The organism is Polynucleobacter sp. MG-6-Vaara-E2, assembly GCF_018687695.1.
Classification (GTDB): domain Bacteria; phylum Pseudomonadota; class Gammaproteobacteria; order Burkholderiales; family Burkholderiaceae; genus Polynucleobacter.
Map to the genome: position 1 here is coordinate 1,713,749 of NZ_CP061303.1, position 14,811 is coordinate 1,728,559.

Consider the following 14,811-nt stretch of genomic DNA (forward strand, 5'->3'; position numbering starts at 1 on the left):
ATGAGCCAACAAAATACGAATCCCGCTAACTGGTACTCCGCCGTTGACAAAACGTCGGATACTGACGATCAACGCATAGATAACATTTCTGTTCTGCCTCCGCCAGAACATCTGATTCGCTTCTTTCCAATCTCTGGAACACCCACAGAAGCATTAATTAGCAAAACACGTAAAAAGATCCGCGACATCATTCACGGCAAAGATGATCGCTTACTCGTGATCATTGGCCCATGCTCAATTCATGATCCAAGAGCAGCGCTGGAATATTGCCAAAGACTGTTAGCTGAGCGCGATCGTTTTGCAGGTGAACTCGAAATCGTGATGCGTGTGTATTTTGAAAAACCACGCACTACTGTTGGCTGGAAAGGTTTGATTAACGACCCTTACCTCGACGAGTCTTATCGCATCGAAGAAGGTTTACGCCTTGCGCGCCAAGTTTTGATGGAAATCAACCGTCTCGGCATGCCTGCTGGTAGTGAATTCTTAGACGTCATTTCTCCGCAATATATTGCCGACCTTATTTCTTGGGGCGCCATTGGTGCACGTACAACCGAGAGTCAAGTGCACCGTGAACTTGCTTCAGGCTTATCTGCGCCAATCGGATTTAAGAATGGTACTGATGGCAATATCAAAATTGCTACTGATGCAATTCAAGCGGCAGGACGTCCTCACCACTTTTTATCCGTTCATAAAAATGGTCAAGTATCCGTAGTCGAAACTAAAGGTAATAAAGATTGCCACGTTATCTTGCGCGGAGGCAAGGAGCCTAACTATGAGGCTAAATTTGTTGAGGCAGCATGCTCTGAGCTTGAAGCTGGCAAGCTTCGTGGTAGTTTGATGGTTGATCTATCACATGCTAATTCGAGCAAAAAACATGAACGTCAAATCGTTGTAGCCGATGATATTGGTAAGCAAATTGAATCTGGCTCACATCAAATTTTTGGTGTCATGGTGGAGAGTCACCTCAATGAGGGTGCACAGAAATTTACACCAGGCAAGGATGACCCAAGCAAATTAGAGTACGGCAAGAGTATTACTGATGCTTGTATTAATTGGGATGATTCAGTTCAGGTACTCGAGCGGCTTGCGGCTGCAGTGAAAAAACGTCGCAGCAAAAAGAAGTAATACTGCATTCATTTAGCAAATACTAAAAGAGACTGATTTATTTAGTCTCTTTTTTTTCGTGCTTCCACAACACATCCGTTCCACCTGCTGCGCGATTAAGAATGCGAGCGATAACAAACAATAAATCAGATAAACGGTTCACATATTGACGTGGGGAGTCATATAACGGCTCTTCCCATCCTAGACGCACAATCGAGCGCTCTGCTCTTCTGCAAACTGTACGACACACATGAGCTTGTGCTGCAGCACGAGTTCCGCCTGGCAAAATAAATTCAGTGAGCGGAGGAAGTTGTTGATTGTATTTTTCTAGCCAGATATCTAATTGAGCCACATGATCTGGATTAAGCAGTTTGTAATTTGGAATGCAGAGCTCGCCGCCCAGATCAAACAAGTCATGCTGAATTTGCAAAAAGAGGGTTTTTAGCTCATCAGCAATACTGGCTGGGATCTCTTCGGTCATCAAAACACCGATTTCTGAATTAAGCTCATCGACATCACCCATGGCGCAAATACGCAAATGATCCTTCTCAACGCGACTTCCGTCTCCAAGGCCAGTCATGCCAGCATCACCCGTTCTAGTGGCGATTTTTGATAGTCGATTTCCCATGAGCTTAATTATAGGTAAATGGCTAAAATGATTGTCATGAATATGGTGACCCCGCCCCCCGATCTGGCCGCTATTAGCGCCCTTCAGTCCAAACTGGTTTCGGCCCTGCGCCCAATTCTCCCAGAGCATGCCCTGCTTTGGGAGCCAGAAGACACGATTCCCTACGAATGCGATGGTTTAGCGGCCTACCGCAGGATGCCTTTGGCTGTTGCCCTTCCAGAAACAGAGGAGCAGGTAGCCCAAATTCTGAAGATCTGCTTTGAGATGCAAATCCCGGTGGTGCCTCGGGGATCTGGAACAGGTTTATCAGGTGGAGCGATGCCGCTTTCACAAGGCCTTGTTCTTTCTCTTGCCAAGCTCAAGAAGATCATCAGCATCGACCCATTTACTCGAACTGCAGTGGTCCAACCTGGCGTTCGCAATCTGGCAATCTCAGAAGCTGTAGCTCATTTGGGTCTGTATTACGCACCAGATCCCTCATCCCAAATTGCTTGCTCCATTGGTGGCAATGTCAATGAGAACTCTGGTGGCGTGCACTGCCTTAAATATGGATTGACCTTACATAACGTCTTGCGTGTACGCGGTGTTCTTATGAGTGGCGAGATTGTGGAGTTTGGTAGCTTAGCTCCTGACTCACCAGGATTGGATTTGCTAGCAATCATGATGGGTAGTGAAGGTATGTTGGCAGTAGTCACTGAAGTCACTGTAAAGCTGGTTGCCAAACCGAAGTTAGCGCGCGTGATCATGGCTAGCTTTGACGATATTGAAAAAGGCGGCAATGCGGTTGCTGCCATTATTGCTGCAGGTATTATTCCTGCCGGCTTAGAAATGATGGACAAAGCCACTACTCGTGCCGTTGAAGAGTTTGTGCATGCAGGCTATGACTTAGATGCTGCAGCTATTTTGCTTTGCGAATCTGATGGCACTCCAGAAGAAGTGGCGGAAGAAATTGAACGCATGACCAAAGTTTTGGAGCATGCTGGTGCTACTGGTATTCAGATCTCTAGAGACGAAGCTGAACGCTTAAAGTTTTGGAGCGGTCGAAAGAATGCCTTCCCTGCTGCTGGTCGTTTAGCAGCAGATTACTACTGTATGGACGGCACCATTCCACGCCGCCATATTGCAACCTTACTCAAACGTATTCAGGGTATGGAAGTGAAATATGGTCTTGGCTGCCTGAATGTATTCCATGCAGGTGATGGCAATATGCATCCACTCATTTTATTTAATGGTGCCGATCAAGAAGAATGGCACCGCGCTGAAGAATTCGGTACAGAAATCTTGGAAGCCTGTGTTGAACTTGGCGGAACCATTACTGGTGAACATGGTGTTGGTATAGAAAAAATTAATTCAATGTGTGTTCAGTTTGGCGAGGGTGAACGCGAATCTTTCTGGGGTGTCAAAGCAGCTTTTGATCCAGAAAAGCTCCTCAATCCTGATAAGGCAATTCCAACCTTAAATCGCTGCGCTGAGTACGGGCGTATGCGTATTAGCGGCGGCAATCTGCCACATCCGGAATTGGAGCGCTTCTAATGACGGCTACCAACCCTAGGATTAGCAGTTTTCGCGAACAGATTCTGAATGCAGCAAAGAACCAAACTCCGCTCTCTATAGAAGGTGGTGGTACAAAAGCTTGGTATGGCAATCCCAATCAGCTCACCAAGTTAGATACACGTTCTTATTCCGGTATTTTGGAATATCAACCTGAAGAACTTGTCATTACCGCCTGTGCCGGTACACCCTTAAAAGAGATTGAAGCAGCGCTCAAAGAGAAGAATCAAGTTCTCGCATTTGAACCTCCCCACTTTGGCGAGCATGCCACTTTTGGTGGCGCCATTGCTGCTGGACTCGCAGGACCAGGGCGCATTAGCGTTGGTAATTTCCGCGATTTTGTTTTGGGTGCTCGTATTCTTGATGGCAAAGGTCAGGATCTTTTCTTTGGCGGTAAGGTGATGAAGAACGTTGCAGGTTATGACGTATCTCGTCTGCTGCCAGGATCCATGGGAACTCTTTCCTTATTGCTAGAAGCATCCGTTAAGGTCTTGCCTAAGCCTGCTGCTACTACCACATTGCGTTGCCAGGTTTCTCAAGAAAAAGCCTTAAGGATTCTCAATGAATGGGCTGGTCAACCTTTGCCACTATCAGCCAGTTGCTGGATTGGCAATCAAGATAGTGATGGCGAGCTCACTATTCGCTTATCAGGCGCAGTAGCTGCAGTAAAAGCAGCTATTCCCTTGATGAGCTCTTTAGTCAACACATATGAAATCACTCCTGAAGAAGCAGCAATCTTTTGGAATGATGTCCGCGAGCAAAAACTATCGGCGTTTACTAGTCTTACAGGAAATCAAACCTTATACCGTTTAGCACTGCCTGCAGCATGCGGCCCATTGGTCTTCCCAAACTCTAACAAGGATGAAGTTCTCGAGTGGCACGGGCAGCAACGCTGGGTTAAAGCCCCTGGTGATGAAGCTACTTTTACAGCAATCAAAAAAATTGTCAGTAGTCATGGTGGTCATGTAACCCGCTTTAAACAAGGTTCAGATGTTGACCCATCCTTACAGCGTTTTACTCTGCTTAGCGAACAAGCGCACTCCACAGCTCTCGAAACAGTACAAGCACGCCTAAGATCGGCATTTGATCCGGCCGGTGTATTTGCCACTAAACGTCTTCCATAAGTATTTCTATGCAAACTCAACTCGCCCCTCAATTTGCCAATACTCCTGAAGGTATAGAGGCAGCCCGCATCTTGGGTAAATGTGTTCACTGCGGTTTTTGTACTGCTACATGCCCTACCTATCAACTACTAGGTGATGAGCTGGATGGGCCACGTGGTCGTATTTATCTCATCAAGCAAATTGCGGAAGGTCAAGCGCCAACTGAAAAAACCCGTTTGCATTTAGATCGCTGCCTCACGTGTCGTAATTGCGAAAGTACCTGCCCTAGCGGCGTGCAATATGGCAACTTGGTTGATATTGGTCGCAAATGGGCAGAAGAAAATACGCCCGAGCGCCCACTAGGTCAGCGCCTTACTCGCTGGGCCCTCAAGGAAGGCTTGACCAAACCCGCATTATTTAATTCTGCAATGACTTTGGGACGCTTAGTGCGCCCACTCATGCCCAGTGGAATTCAGCGCAAGATTCCTTTAGCAAAAAATAAAGCTTTAGCCCCAACAACTAATCCTTATGCTCGACCTAAAGCAGTACACGCACGCAAGATGCTCATCCTAGAGGGTTGTGTTCAGCCTGGTATGTTGCCTAACATCAACTCAGCAACAGCAAGAGTATTAGATGCACTGAAGATTCAACTCGTCAGCGCATCTAATGCTACTTGCTGTGGTGCATTGCGTTATCACCTAAATGACCAGGCAGGCGGTCTTGAGAATGCCAAGCTAAATATTGATGCATGGTGGCCGTTGGTTGAGCAAGGTATTGAAGCGATTGTGATGACCGCGTCTGGATGTGGTGTCATGGTCAAAGACTATGGACATCTCTTTGCAAATAATCCTGCGTATGCCGCGAAAGCGAAAAAGATTTCAGAATTAACCAAAGACATTGCAGAGATTTTGCCCTCACTTCAAAATGAACTAGTACAAATCATTGGCTCTGATCAAAAGCCAGGCGTGGTATATCACCCACCCTGCACTTTGCAGCATGGTCAACAGATTCGGGGAAAAGTCGAAGGGCTGCTTTCTAGCTTAGGTATTGGCGTACGTCTTTGCAATGACAGCCATCTTTGCTGCGGCTCTGCCGGCACTTACTCTGTGACACAACCAGAGCTCTCAGAACAATTACGTAAAAATAAGTTAACCCATTTAAATGCGGCTTGCGAAGAGTCTGGCGCCGAGGTCATTGTCTCTGGGAATATTGGCTGTATTACCCATCTCCAACAGGAAGATACGCCAGTACTTCATTGGATTGAAATCGTTGATCAACTCATTCATCAGCAAGCCAAGGCTTAATGAACTCGATTGTCGTTAATCTTATTCAGGTTAGAAATCGTATAGAGTTGGCTGCTCTAGCCGCAAAGCGGGAGCCTGAAGAAATTGAGTTGCTCGCTGTTAGCAAAACCTTTCCTGCGTCCGCTGTTGAAGAAGCAATGCATGCCGGTCAATCTGCATTTGGCGAAAACTACGTGCAAGAGGGTGTTGAAAAAATTATTCAATTAGCAAAACTCAGGCCTTGGCTCATCTGGCACTTTATTGGACCCCTGCAAAGCAATAAAACAAGAGACGTTGCCGAGCATTTTGATTGGGTTCATAGTGTGGATAGGCTCAAAATTGCAGAGCGACTATCGACCCAGAGAGGCGAATTTCCGAACTTACCTGAATTACAACTTTGCGTTCAAGTAAACGTTAGCGAGGAAGACAGTAAGAGTGGTGTGGCACTCACGGAAGCGGAGGCTCTTTGCGATGCCATCAGCCAGCTCCCAAACGTCACCTTACGTGGCCTCATGGCTATTCCCGCTCCCAATCCAGACGCTAAGATCCAGAGAGAGGCATTTGCTGCAGTACAAGATTGCTTTCGGAAGATTCAAACTAGCCGAGCCTTGGACCCAGGCTATCAATTCTTTGACACGCTCTCAATGGGTATGTCCGATGATTTAGAGGCCGCTATCGCAGAGGGCAGCACCATGGTGCGGGTTGGAACGGCTATTTTTGGGAAGCGCGATAAGATTACTAAATGAGTCAACAAAAGAACATGCAAAACAGTAATGCACACATCACTTTTATTGGTGGTGGCAATATGGGTCGCGCTTTAATTAGCGGTCTTCTGGCCAATGGATTTGAACCCAATCAAATTTCAGTGGTTGAAGCAAATGCCGTGACAGCTCTAAAGCTACATGAAGACTTTGGTGTACAAGGTATTGGCGCTCTAGAGCAGATTGCTTTTGACTTCTCAAAAAACAATGTGGTGGTGATGGCCATCAAACCTCAAGACTTTAATGTGGTTGCTAAGGGTCTAGCATCAAAACTGAAACATGCAACAGCACCAGGTCCGCTGATCTTATCTATTGCCGCAGGCATTCGACTTCAAGATATGAGTCGTTGGTTAGATCATGCTCGCTGTGTCCGTGCTATGCCCAATACACCCGCTCTCATTGGAAAGGGTATTACTGGTCTATTTGCTGATGCTGCGGTAAATCCATCAGATCGCGCTTTAGCAGAGACTATTTGCAACGCCGTTGGTCAAGCTGTTTGGGTGTCTGATGAAAAATTAATGGATGCCGTTACAGCCGTTTCTGGTAGCGGCCCAGCTTATGTTTTTGCATTCCTAGAGGCAATGCAATCTGCAGGAGAAAAACTAGGCCTTGATGCACAGACTGCACGCAAATTAGCCTACGCCACTCTTGAAGGTGCTACTCAGTTAGCGCACAACTCAGATGAGCATGCCGGCATCTTGCGTGAACGTGTTACCTCCAAGGGTGGCACGACTGCTGCGGCCTTGGATGTCATGAGCCGACATGGTTGGCATGAGATCTTGGAAAAAGCAATTGATGCTGCCAGTCAGCGTGGCAAAACAATGGGCGACGAGCTGGGTAAAAACTGAGTTGGTTCTCAATTAGTTAATACTTAGACCCAACACGATTCCTAAGAATAAAAATCCACCCAACCAATTATTGTGACGGAATGCTAAAAAGCACTCGTCTCGCCCCCTAGTGGAAATAAGTTTGAGGTGATAAATTGCGCACCCTAAAGCCATAATCCAGCCCACCAAAAAGTAGTTACTGAGGTCCGCGAGTTGCGCAACCCAAAGTTGGCTCACAAGCAAAATGGTGTAACTGATGCCGATAGCTAGTACATCATGTTTTCCGAAAGTAATTGCCGAGGTTCGTAAACCTAAACGTAAATCATCCTCTCGATCGACCATGGCATACGCTGTGTCATAAGCAATGGCCCAAAAAACATTGCCTATAAATAGGATCCAAGCTTCGAGTGGAATGAAATCCAGAATGGCGGCATAAGCCATTGGAATGCCAAAGCCAAAAGCAATTCCTAGCACCGCTTGTGGCATGGCAAAGAAACGTTTGGTAAATGGGTAAATAAAAGCGACCAATAAAGCGAGAACTGAAAGTTGCTTAGTAAAGGTATTGAGGGGCTGAATTAACAGAAAAGCAATGAGCGCTAGACTTGTAGCAATAGCGACTGCTTCTTTTCCAGAAATTTTTCCGCTAGTCACTGGGCGACCTTGGGTTCTTTGTACATGACGGTCAAAGTCACGGTCCGCATAATCATTAATTGCACACCCCGCACTTCGCATCAAGATGGTGCCAGCTACAAAGATGAACAAAATACTGAAGTCAGGGATGCCTGAGCTTGCTAGCCACAAGGCCCATAAAGTCGGCCATAAAAGCAGCAAAGTACCAATCGGCTTATCTAAACGTATAAGATAAGCATAGGCTTTAAGGCGATCAACAAAAGACATGCCTAAATTATGCCTTCAGAAACTCGGCTCTAGAGCCCAGCCAACGCTCTAAGTGACGCTCAACGATATTAGTATGCTTAGCTAATAATCGCTCCGCAGCCTGCTGAGCTAACTCAATCAACCAGGCATCTCGCTGCAAATCAACGAAACGTAGCATGGCATCACCTGATTGTTTTGCACCCAGAAGCTCTCCTGGCCCACGTAAAGATAGATCGCGCTCAGCAATCACAAAACCATCAGATGTCTCACGCAAGGTTTGTAAACGCTCTTTAGCTGCCATAGACAAAGGTTCTGCATACATCAAAATACATACTGAATCTGCAGAGCCGCGACCCACGCGCCCTCGCAATTGGTGAATCTGCGCATAACCAAAACGCTCTGCGTGCTCAATCACCATCAGAGCAGCATTAGGTACATCAACTCCAACCTCAATCACGGTAGTAGCTACCAGCAATTGAATTTCATTGGCTTTGAATGCCGCCATAACTGCCGCTTTTTCTTCTGCTTTTAAGCGTCCATGTACTAGACCCACTTTGAATTCTGGTAGTGCTTGAGTTAATTGCTCAAAACTTTCTACGGCGGTTTGGAGTTGCAATGCCTCTGACTCCTCAATCAGAGGACATACCCAATAAGCCTGTAATCCTTTGGACAACCAACTTTGCAAACCGCTAATCACTTCATCGCGTCGGCTAGCTTTGACTACCTTAGTGGCGATAGGCTTGCGCCCCGGTGGCAACTCATCAATTACAGACACGTCAAGATCGGCGTAATAGGTCATTGCCAGAGTACGGGGAATTGGTGTGGCCGACATCATTAACTGATGGCAATAAAATAATTCCGAGCCAACGCGTTGCTGAATTTCTAGACGCTGACGGACACCAAAACGGTGTTGCTCATCAATTACCGCTAAACCTAATTTTGCAAAGCTTACATTTTCCTGAATGAGAGCATGAGTACCAATGATGAGTTGAGCGTAACCACTCTCAATCATTTCTTGAGCAGATCTTTTCTCTTTAGCTTTCAAGCTTCCAGACAGCCAAGCGGCCTGAATTCCTAAAGGCTCAAACCACTCCTTCATCTTTAAATAATGCTGCTCAGCTAATATTTCGGTCGGCGCCATCACTGCTGCTTGATAACCATGATTCATAACACGCGCTGCCGCCAAGGCAGCTACGACAGTCTTACCGCTGCCAACGTCTCCTTGGAGCAGACGATTCATCGGAAATGGCTTCGATAGGTCGGAGCTAATCTCATCCCAAACGCGTGCTTGGGCTTTTGTTAATTGAAACGGTAAAACTCTCAGAAGACGAGTTTCTAAAGAACCAACATTCTCATTTGAATCGACAAAACTCGGAGCATGCCGCTCTCTACGAATAGCGTGCGCACGCTTTAAGGATATTTGTTGAGCAAGCAACTCTTCGAATTGAACACGACGCCATGCTGGATGGGTGCGCTCTAACAAGGCCTGTGTATCGGCATCTGCTGGAGGTTGATGCAGATAAGTTATTGCTGACTGCAAATTCGGCCAGTCATTGCTTGGCAGTAACTCCATCATTAATTGCTTGGGTAAAAACTCAGACAAACTTTCTTGCAAGCTGGGATCACGTAAAGCCTGGGTGACTGCCTTGCGTATGACTGCTTGCGATACGCCTGCACTAGCGGGATAAACCGGCGTCAAACTTGAAGGTAACGGTGCATCTGGGGCAACCGCCTTGACGGTAGGATGAACCATCTCGGGCCCCTGAAAACCTTCGCGCACCTCTCCCCGAACTCGAACATGCGCACCCACTGCCATTTGCTTTTGTTGACTTGGGTAGAAATTGAGAAAGCGCAGCTGTAATGTTGCTGTGTCGTCCTCTATCGTGACAATCATTTGCCTTCTGGGTCGAAACAGGACCTGGTTTTTGATCACCACGCCTTGAGTTTGCAGCGAGCTAAAGCGCCCCTGTATCAAGCCCTCTTCAATCGTACATAACTCGGTTTCATCCTCATAGCGGGATGGCAGGTGCAAAGCAAGGGCCATTGGGCTGTCTAAACCCATTTTTTGCAGTGTGTTTGGCGCTTGCTTAGTAGTCATCGTTAAAATCTAATACCTGATGGTAATGCTATGCAACTCTCCGACTTTAATTACGAACTCCCAGCCGAACTAATCGCCCAACACCCCTTGGCGAATAGAACCGATAGCCGCCTCCTGGAGGTCAAGGCTGAGCGGGATGATTGCGTTCAGCTTGTAGATAGTCAGTTTAAGGACATTCTTAACCTGATGCATCCTGGGGACTTGGTAGTCTTTAATGACACTAAGGTCATACCCGCGAGACTTCATGGCAAAAAAGAGACTGGGGGCAATGTCGAACTCCTCATTGAGCGCATTAGCGGCGATAAGCAGGCTTGGGTCCAAATCAGGGCATCTAAAGTTCCCAAGACGGGTTCTATTGTTCATATTCACAATCAAGCCGGCGAAACCTTTCCTGTCGAGATGATTGGGTATGACGGTCGCTTTTATGAAGTCCGCTTTCCAGAAAATGTTTTTGCTTTGCTTGAGCGTTTTGGTGAACTACCTCTTCCTCCATACATCGAGCATCAACCTGATGGTGAAGATGCGCAACGCTATCAAACTGTTGTTGCGAAAAATCCAGGCGCCGTTGCTGCACCAACCGCAGGTCTACATTTTGACGAGTCCATTCTGCAGCAATTAAATAACTTGGGAGTTGAGCAGGCTACAGTGACTTTACATGTTGGTGCAGGCACATTTACCCCCGTTCGCGAGGAAGATCTGTCCAAGCACAAGATGCACTATGAGTGGTTTTCTATTCCGGACGCTACTTTGCAAGCAATTACAAAAACTCAGAAGAATGGCGGGAGAGTCATTGCTGTTGGCACTACTAGCCTACGCGCCCTAGAAAGCCAAGCAGCAACTGGACAAAGCAGTGGTGAAACGAACCTCTTTATTACACCGGGTTTTCAATTTAAAACGGTAGATTGCTTACTAACCAACTTTCATCTGCCAAAATCTACTCTATTGATGTTGGTAAGCGCCTTTGCGGGGATGGAAAATATTCGTGCCGCATACCAACATGCAATTCACCAGAAATATCGCTTCTTCAGTTATGGAGATGCCATGTTTCTTTGCCGACTTGAGAAAACAGAAATATGACCAAACCCGTTCACTTCAATATTTTGGCGCGCGACTCCCAAAGTCCTGCACGTCTTGGTCAGCTTGATCTTCCGCACGGCAGCGTGCAAACCCCCATCTTTATGCCTGTGGGCACGTATGGCACCGTAAAAGCGATGACGCCACGTGATCTCAACGAAGCTAAAGCTCAAATCATTTTAGGAAATACTTTTCATCTTTGGCTGAGGCCAGGTCTAGATGTCATTAAAAAGCATGGTGGGTTACATCGCTTTATGGGTTGGGATAAACCGCTCCTGACAGACTCTGGCGGCTTTCAGGTATTTAGCTTAGGTGCGTTGCGTAAGATCTCTGAAGAAGGCGTCACCTTTGCATCACCAATCAACGGTGACAAACTTTTTATGTCACCCGAAGTGTCGATGGAAATTCAGGCGGTTTTAAATAGTGACATTGCCATGCAATTTGATGAGTGCACTCCTTATGAAATTAAGGGGCAACCTACCTCAGAGAAAATAGCACGGGCATCACTTGAAATGTCATTACGCTGGGGCGATCGCTCACTCAAACGTTTTCGCGAACTTGACACTGGTAACGGTCTTTTTGGCATCGTGCAAGGTGGCATGTTTGAAAATCTGCGCGAGTTTTCTTTGGATGCCGTCAGTCACCAAGGTTTTGATGGTATTGCCATTGGCGGCTTATCGGTTGGTGAGCCAAAGCCTGAGTTTGAAAGAATTCTCAATTTCACCGCACCAAAGTTACCTGAACATATGCCTCACTACCTTATGGGTGTAGGCACTCCAGAAGACCTAATTTTGGGCGTCAGTTTAGGCATCGATATGTTTGATTGCGTAATGCCTACTCGTAATGCGCGGAACGGCTGGTTATTTACCCGGTTTGGGGACCTGAAATTACGCAATTCTGGGTATAAAGATGATGATCGTCCGCTAGACCCTACATGCGCTTGCTATACCTGCCAAAACTTCACTAGGTCCTACTTAAATCACCTCCAAAAAGCCAATGAGATTCTGGGGTCCCAACTCAACACAATTCACAACCTCTCGTATTACCTTCAGTTAATGACTGAAGTACGAGAGGCCTTAAGTAAGGATCGTTTTAGCGCCTATCGCGAGGAATTCCACACTAATCGCCAGCGTGGCGTGGAACCTGGGCAGGATTAATAGCCCCAGAGGGGGGAATAACCCCCTCAAACCACCTCTAAAGCCCCATAGCGTTTAGAATTGCGGGTTTACGGCTTTCTATTTAAAGCCTAAAAATGATGCAGTTTCCATTTGGTTATTAACGGAGGTTTTGTATGTGGATTAGTAATGCTTTTGCTCAGGCTCCAGCCGCGGGCGCAGATGCAGGTGGCTTGATGAGCTTCCTCCCCTTAATTTTGATGTTTGCAGTTTTGTACTTCATCATGATTCGCCCACAAATGAAGCGTCAAAAAGAAACTAAAGCGATGCTCTCAGCCTTGGCTGTTGGCGATGAAGTAGTCACTATTGGCGGCATCTTCGGAAAAGTAAGCGCCTTAAAAGATGATGTAGTCACTGTTGAAATTGCTGCCGGTACACAAGTGCAATTACAAAAAGGTGCAATCACCACTGTTTTGCCAAAAGGCACTCTGAAGTCTGCTTAATACGATTGTTTAAAAGTATCTCGATATGAATCGCTACCCTCTCTGGAAATATATTGTCATAGCCGTTGCATTACTTATTGGCGGACTTTACTCATTACCTAATTTCTACGGTGAGGCTCCAGCAGTTCAAGTCTCGTCCGCCAAACCAACCATCAAGGTTGATTTGGCGACTCAATCTCGTGTCGAAAAGATTTTGTCTGACGCCGACCTCAATAGCACCGGCATCTTTTTTGAGAGTGCTGGCAATGTAGGCTCCATCAAAATTCGCCTTAACAATACCGACATTCAATTGCGTGCACGCGATCTCCTGCAGCAAAAATTAAATGTTGATCAGAACGATCCTAATTTCACAGTTGCACTAAATCTTTTGTCCAATACACCGGGCTGGTTAAATGCGATTAACGCTTTACCAATGCCACTAGGTCTAGACTTACGTGGTGGCGTCTACTTCCTCTTGCAAGTTGATATGAAGGGTGCTGTTCAGAAGAAAGTCACCTCCTTGGCAACTGATATACGCAGTCAACTGCGTGATAAGAATATTCGCCATCAAGGCATTGATCGCAACCCAGAATCCATCTCTATTAATTTTGGCAGCAGCGATGAAGCTGAAGCGGCTCGCACACTTCTAAATACATCACAACCTGACCTTATTTGGCTAGTCAAAACTAGCGGTGGCTCAGCAAAACTATTTGGTGAGTTCAAACCAAAAGCCCTGAAAGACATTCAGGACAATGCAGTAAAACAAAACATCATTACCCTAAATAAGCGCGTGAATGAATTGGCAGTAAAAGAACCCGTCATTCAACAACAAGGTGCCGAGCGCATCGTTGTGCAATTGCCAGGCGTTCAAGATACAGCTCGTGCTAAAGACATTATTGGTCGCACCGCCACTCTAGAATCACGCCTTGCTGATCCACTGGTATCTACGATTGGTATTGGTGAAACACCTCCACCAGGCATGGACACATTCCGCTTTGGAGAGAATCGTTTAGGCGTATTCAAAAAGTCTGTGATTTTTAGTGGCGATCGCATTACTGATGCCAGCGCAGGCTTTGATCAAAACCAACGTCCTGCAGTCAACATCTCCTTAGACGCTGCTGGTGGACGTGTGATGCAAGAAGTAACCCGCGAAAACATTGGCAAGCCCATGGGTATGATTTTGTTTGAAAAGGGTAAGGGCGAGGTTCTCACAATTGCCACCATTCAAGGCGAGTTTGGCTCCAAGTTCCAAATTACTGGGCAGCCTACCACTGAGAGCGCAAACGACTTAGCCCTTCTCCTGCGCGCTGGATCTTTGGCAGCTCCAATGGAAATCATTGAAGAGCGCACGATTGGGCCAAGCTTAGGCGCGGAGAATATTGAGAAAGGCTTTAAATCTTTATTAATTGGATTTGCAGCAATCTCTATTTTTATGGTTGCCTACTATCTTCTATTTGGCACCTTCTCTGTAGTCGCATTGGCAGTCAACTTGCTATTGCTGATATCGGTGTTATCGATGCTGCAGGCAACACTCACATTACCAGGCATTGCTGCGATGGCACTTGCACTGGGTATGGCAATTGACTCAAACGTTCTGATTAACGAGCGTATTCGCGAGGAACTTCGCAATGGTTCCTCTCCGCAAACTGCGATTGCGGTTGGCTTTGATAAGGCTTGGGCAACCATCCTAGACTCAAACGTAACCACCTTGATTGCTGGTCTTGCCCTTTTGGCATTTGGCTCTGGCCCTATTAAGGGTTTTGCGGTAGTTCACTGTTTGGGTATTTTGACTTCAATGTTCTCGGCTGTATTCTTCTCTCGCGGTCTCGTCAACCTTTGGTATGGCAGACATAAGAAGATTCAAAAACTCGCGATCGGCCAAGTTTGGCGTCCACAGGAGAAATAAGTC

General features: G+C 46.5%; 13 protein-coding genes. 10 read left to right on the forward strand and 3 right to left on the reverse strand.

Annotated features, from left to right (window positions below; genetic code table 11):
• Nucleotides 1-1,125: a 3-deoxy-7-phosphoheptulonate synthase gene (locus ICV38_RS08865; protein WP_215379897.1), complete on the forward strand. Its 1,125-nt coding sequence runs from the start codon at nt 1-3 to the stop codon at nt 1,123-1,125.
• A 37-nt stretch (nt 1,126-1,162) separates the two neighbouring features.
• On the opposite strand, the gene ICV38_RS08870 is transcribed toward ICV38_RS08865, so the two are convergent.
• Entirely contained in the window at nt 1,163-1,732 is a 570-nt protein-coding gene (locus ICV38_RS08870; protein WP_215379900.1) for a cob(I)yrinic acid a,c-diamide adenosyltransferase, read from the reverse strand.
• Between the two features lie 27 nt (nt 1,733-1,759).
• On the opposite strand from ICV38_RS08870, the gene ICV38_RS08875 reads away from it, so the two are divergent.
• The 5 genes from ICV38_RS08875 to proC are packed head-to-tail and all read left to right on the forward strand — an operon-like array spanning nt 1,760 to nt 7,278.
• Nucleotides 1,760-3,265 carry an FAD-linked oxidase C-terminal domain-containing protein gene (locus tag ICV38_RS08875; RefSeq protein ID WP_251368286.1) on the forward strand — a complete coding sequence of 502 codons (1,506 nt, stop codon included), beginning with the start codon at nt 1,760-1,762 and terminating at the stop codon, nt 3,263-3,265.
• Nucleotides 3,265-4,407: a glycolate oxidase subunit GlcE gene (gene glcE / locus ICV38_RS08880; RefSeq protein ID WP_215379914.1), complete on the forward strand. Its 1,143-nt coding sequence runs from the start codon at nt 3,265-3,267 to the stop codon at nt 4,405-4,407. The genes ICV38_RS08875 and glcE overlap by 1 nt, the downstream gene beginning before the upstream one ends.
• Nucleotides 4,408-4,415: 8 nt before the next feature.
• Nucleotides 4,416-5,690 carry a glycolate oxidase subunit GlcF gene (gene glcF, locus ICV38_RS08885; RefSeq protein WP_215379917.1) on the forward strand — a complete coding sequence of 425 codons (1,275 nt, stop codon included), beginning with the start codon at nt 4,416-4,418 and terminating at the stop codon, nt 5,688-5,690.
• A complete protein-coding gene (locus ICV38_RS08890; RefSeq protein ID WP_215379919.1) occupies nt 5,690-6,415 on the forward strand; it encodes a YggS family pyridoxal phosphate-dependent enzyme in 726 nt (241 codons plus the stop codon). The genes glcF and ICV38_RS08890 overlap by 1 nt, the downstream gene beginning before the upstream one ends.
• Nucleotides 6,412-7,278, forward strand: a complete 867-nt coding sequence (gene proC / locus ICV38_RS08895; protein WP_215379930.1) for a pyrroline-5-carboxylate reductase — start codon at nt 6,412-6,414, stop codon at nt 7,276-7,278. The genes ICV38_RS08890 and proC overlap by 4 nt, the downstream gene beginning before the upstream one ends.
• A 12-nt stretch (nt 7,279-7,290) precedes the next feature.
• Here proC and ubiA read toward each other — a convergent pair whose 3' ends face one another.
• Nucleotides 7,291-8,154, reverse strand: coding sequence for a 4-hydroxybenzoate octaprenyltransferase (ubiA, locus tag ICV38_RS08900; RefSeq protein ID WP_215379944.1), 864 nt, complete (start codon nt 8,152-8,154; stop codon nt 7,291-7,293).
• A gap of 7 nt (nt 8,155-8,161) precedes the next feature.
• Nucleotides 8,162-10,231, reverse strand: coding sequence for an ATP-dependent DNA helicase RecG (gene recG / locus ICV38_RS08905; protein WP_215379947.1), 2,070 nt, complete (start codon nt 10,229-10,231; stop codon nt 8,162-8,164).
• 30 nt (nt 10,232-10,261) lie between these two features.
• On the opposite strand from recG, the gene queA reads away from it, so the two are divergent.
• The 4 genes from queA (at nt 10,262) to secD (ending at nt 14,808) form a co-directional block, all read left to right on the forward strand.
• Nucleotides 10,262-11,308 carry a tRNA preQ1(34) S-adenosylmethionine ribosyltransferase-isomerase QueA gene (gene queA / locus ICV38_RS08910; RefSeq protein ID WP_215379950.1) on the forward strand — a complete coding sequence of 349 codons (1,047 nt, stop codon included), beginning with the start codon at nt 10,262-10,264 and terminating at the stop codon, nt 11,306-11,308.
• The gene (gene tgt / locus ICV38_RS08915; RefSeq protein WP_215379965.1) at nt 11,305-12,462 is read left to right on the forward strand and encodes a tRNA guanosine(34) transglycosylase Tgt; all 1,158 of its coding nucleotides are present in this window, start codon (nt 11,305-11,307) and stop codon (nt 12,460-12,462) included. Before queA ends, tgt begins: the two co-directional genes overlap by 4 nt.
• A 134-nt stretch (nt 12,463-12,596) precedes the next feature.
• Nucleotides 12,597-12,923 carry a preprotein translocase subunit YajC gene (gene yajC, locus ICV38_RS08920; protein ID WP_215379968.1) on the forward strand — a complete coding sequence of 109 codons (327 nt, stop codon included), beginning with the start codon at nt 12,597-12,599 and terminating at the stop codon, nt 12,921-12,923.
• 25 nt (nt 12,924-12,948) lie between these two features.
• Nucleotides 12,949-14,808, forward strand: a complete 1,860-nt coding sequence (secD, locus tag ICV38_RS08925; RefSeq protein ID WP_215379981.1) for a protein translocase subunit SecD — start codon at nt 12,949-12,951, stop codon at nt 14,806-14,808.
• The last annotated feature ends 3 nt before the right edge of the window (nt 14,809-14,811 follow it).

What these genes read in the sequence shown, in the direction of transcription:
- ICV38_RS08890 (WP_215379919.1), top strand. Translation starts at nt 5,690, where the DNA reads ATGAACTCGATTGTCGTTAATCTTATTCAGGTTAGAAATCGTATAGAG.
- glcF (WP_215379917.1), top strand. Translation starts at nt 4,416, where the DNA reads ATGCAAACTCAACTCGCCCCTCAATTTGCCAATACTCCTGAAGGTATA.
- ICV38_RS08870 (WP_215379900.1), bottom strand. Translation starts at nt 1,732, where the DNA reads ATGGGAAATCGACTATCAAAAATCGCCACTAGAACGGGTGATGCTGGC.
- secD (WP_215379981.1), top strand. Translation starts at nt 12,949, where the DNA reads ATGAATCGCTACCCTCTCTGGAAATATATTGTCATAGCCGTTGCATTA.
- queA (WP_215379950.1), top strand. Translation starts at nt 10,262, where the DNA reads ATGCAACTCTCCGACTTTAATTACGAACTCCCAGCCGAACTAATCGCC.
- yajC (WP_215379968.1), top strand. Translation starts at nt 12,597, where the DNA reads ATGTGGATTAGTAATGCTTTTGCTCAGGCTCCAGCCGCGGGCGCAGAT.
- tgt (WP_215379965.1), top strand. Translation starts at nt 11,305, where the DNA reads ATGACCAAACCCGTTCACTTCAATATTTTGGCGCGCGACTCCCAAAGT.
- proC (WP_215379930.1), top strand. Translation starts at nt 6,412, where the DNA reads ATGAGTCAACAAAAGAACATGCAAAACAGTAATGCACACATCACTTTT.
- ICV38_RS08865 (WP_215379897.1), top strand. Translation starts at nt 1, where the DNA reads ATGAGCCAACAAAATACGAATCCCGCTAACTGGTACTCCGCCGTTGAC.
- ubiA (WP_215379944.1), bottom strand. Translation starts at nt 8,154, where the DNA reads ATGTCTTTTGTTGATCGCCTTAAAGCCTATGCTTATCTTATACGTTTA.
- recG (WP_215379947.1), bottom strand. Translation starts at nt 10,231, where the DNA reads ATGACTACTAAGCAAGCGCCAAACACACTGCAAAAAATGGGTTTAGAC.
- ICV38_RS08875 (WP_251368286.1), top strand. Translation starts at nt 1,760, where the DNA reads ATGATTGTCATGAATATGGTGACCCCGCCCCCCGATCTGGCCGCTATT.
- glcE (WP_215379914.1), top strand. Translation starts at nt 3,265, where the DNA reads ATGACGGCTACCAACCCTAGGATTAGCAGTTTTCGCGAACAGATTCTG.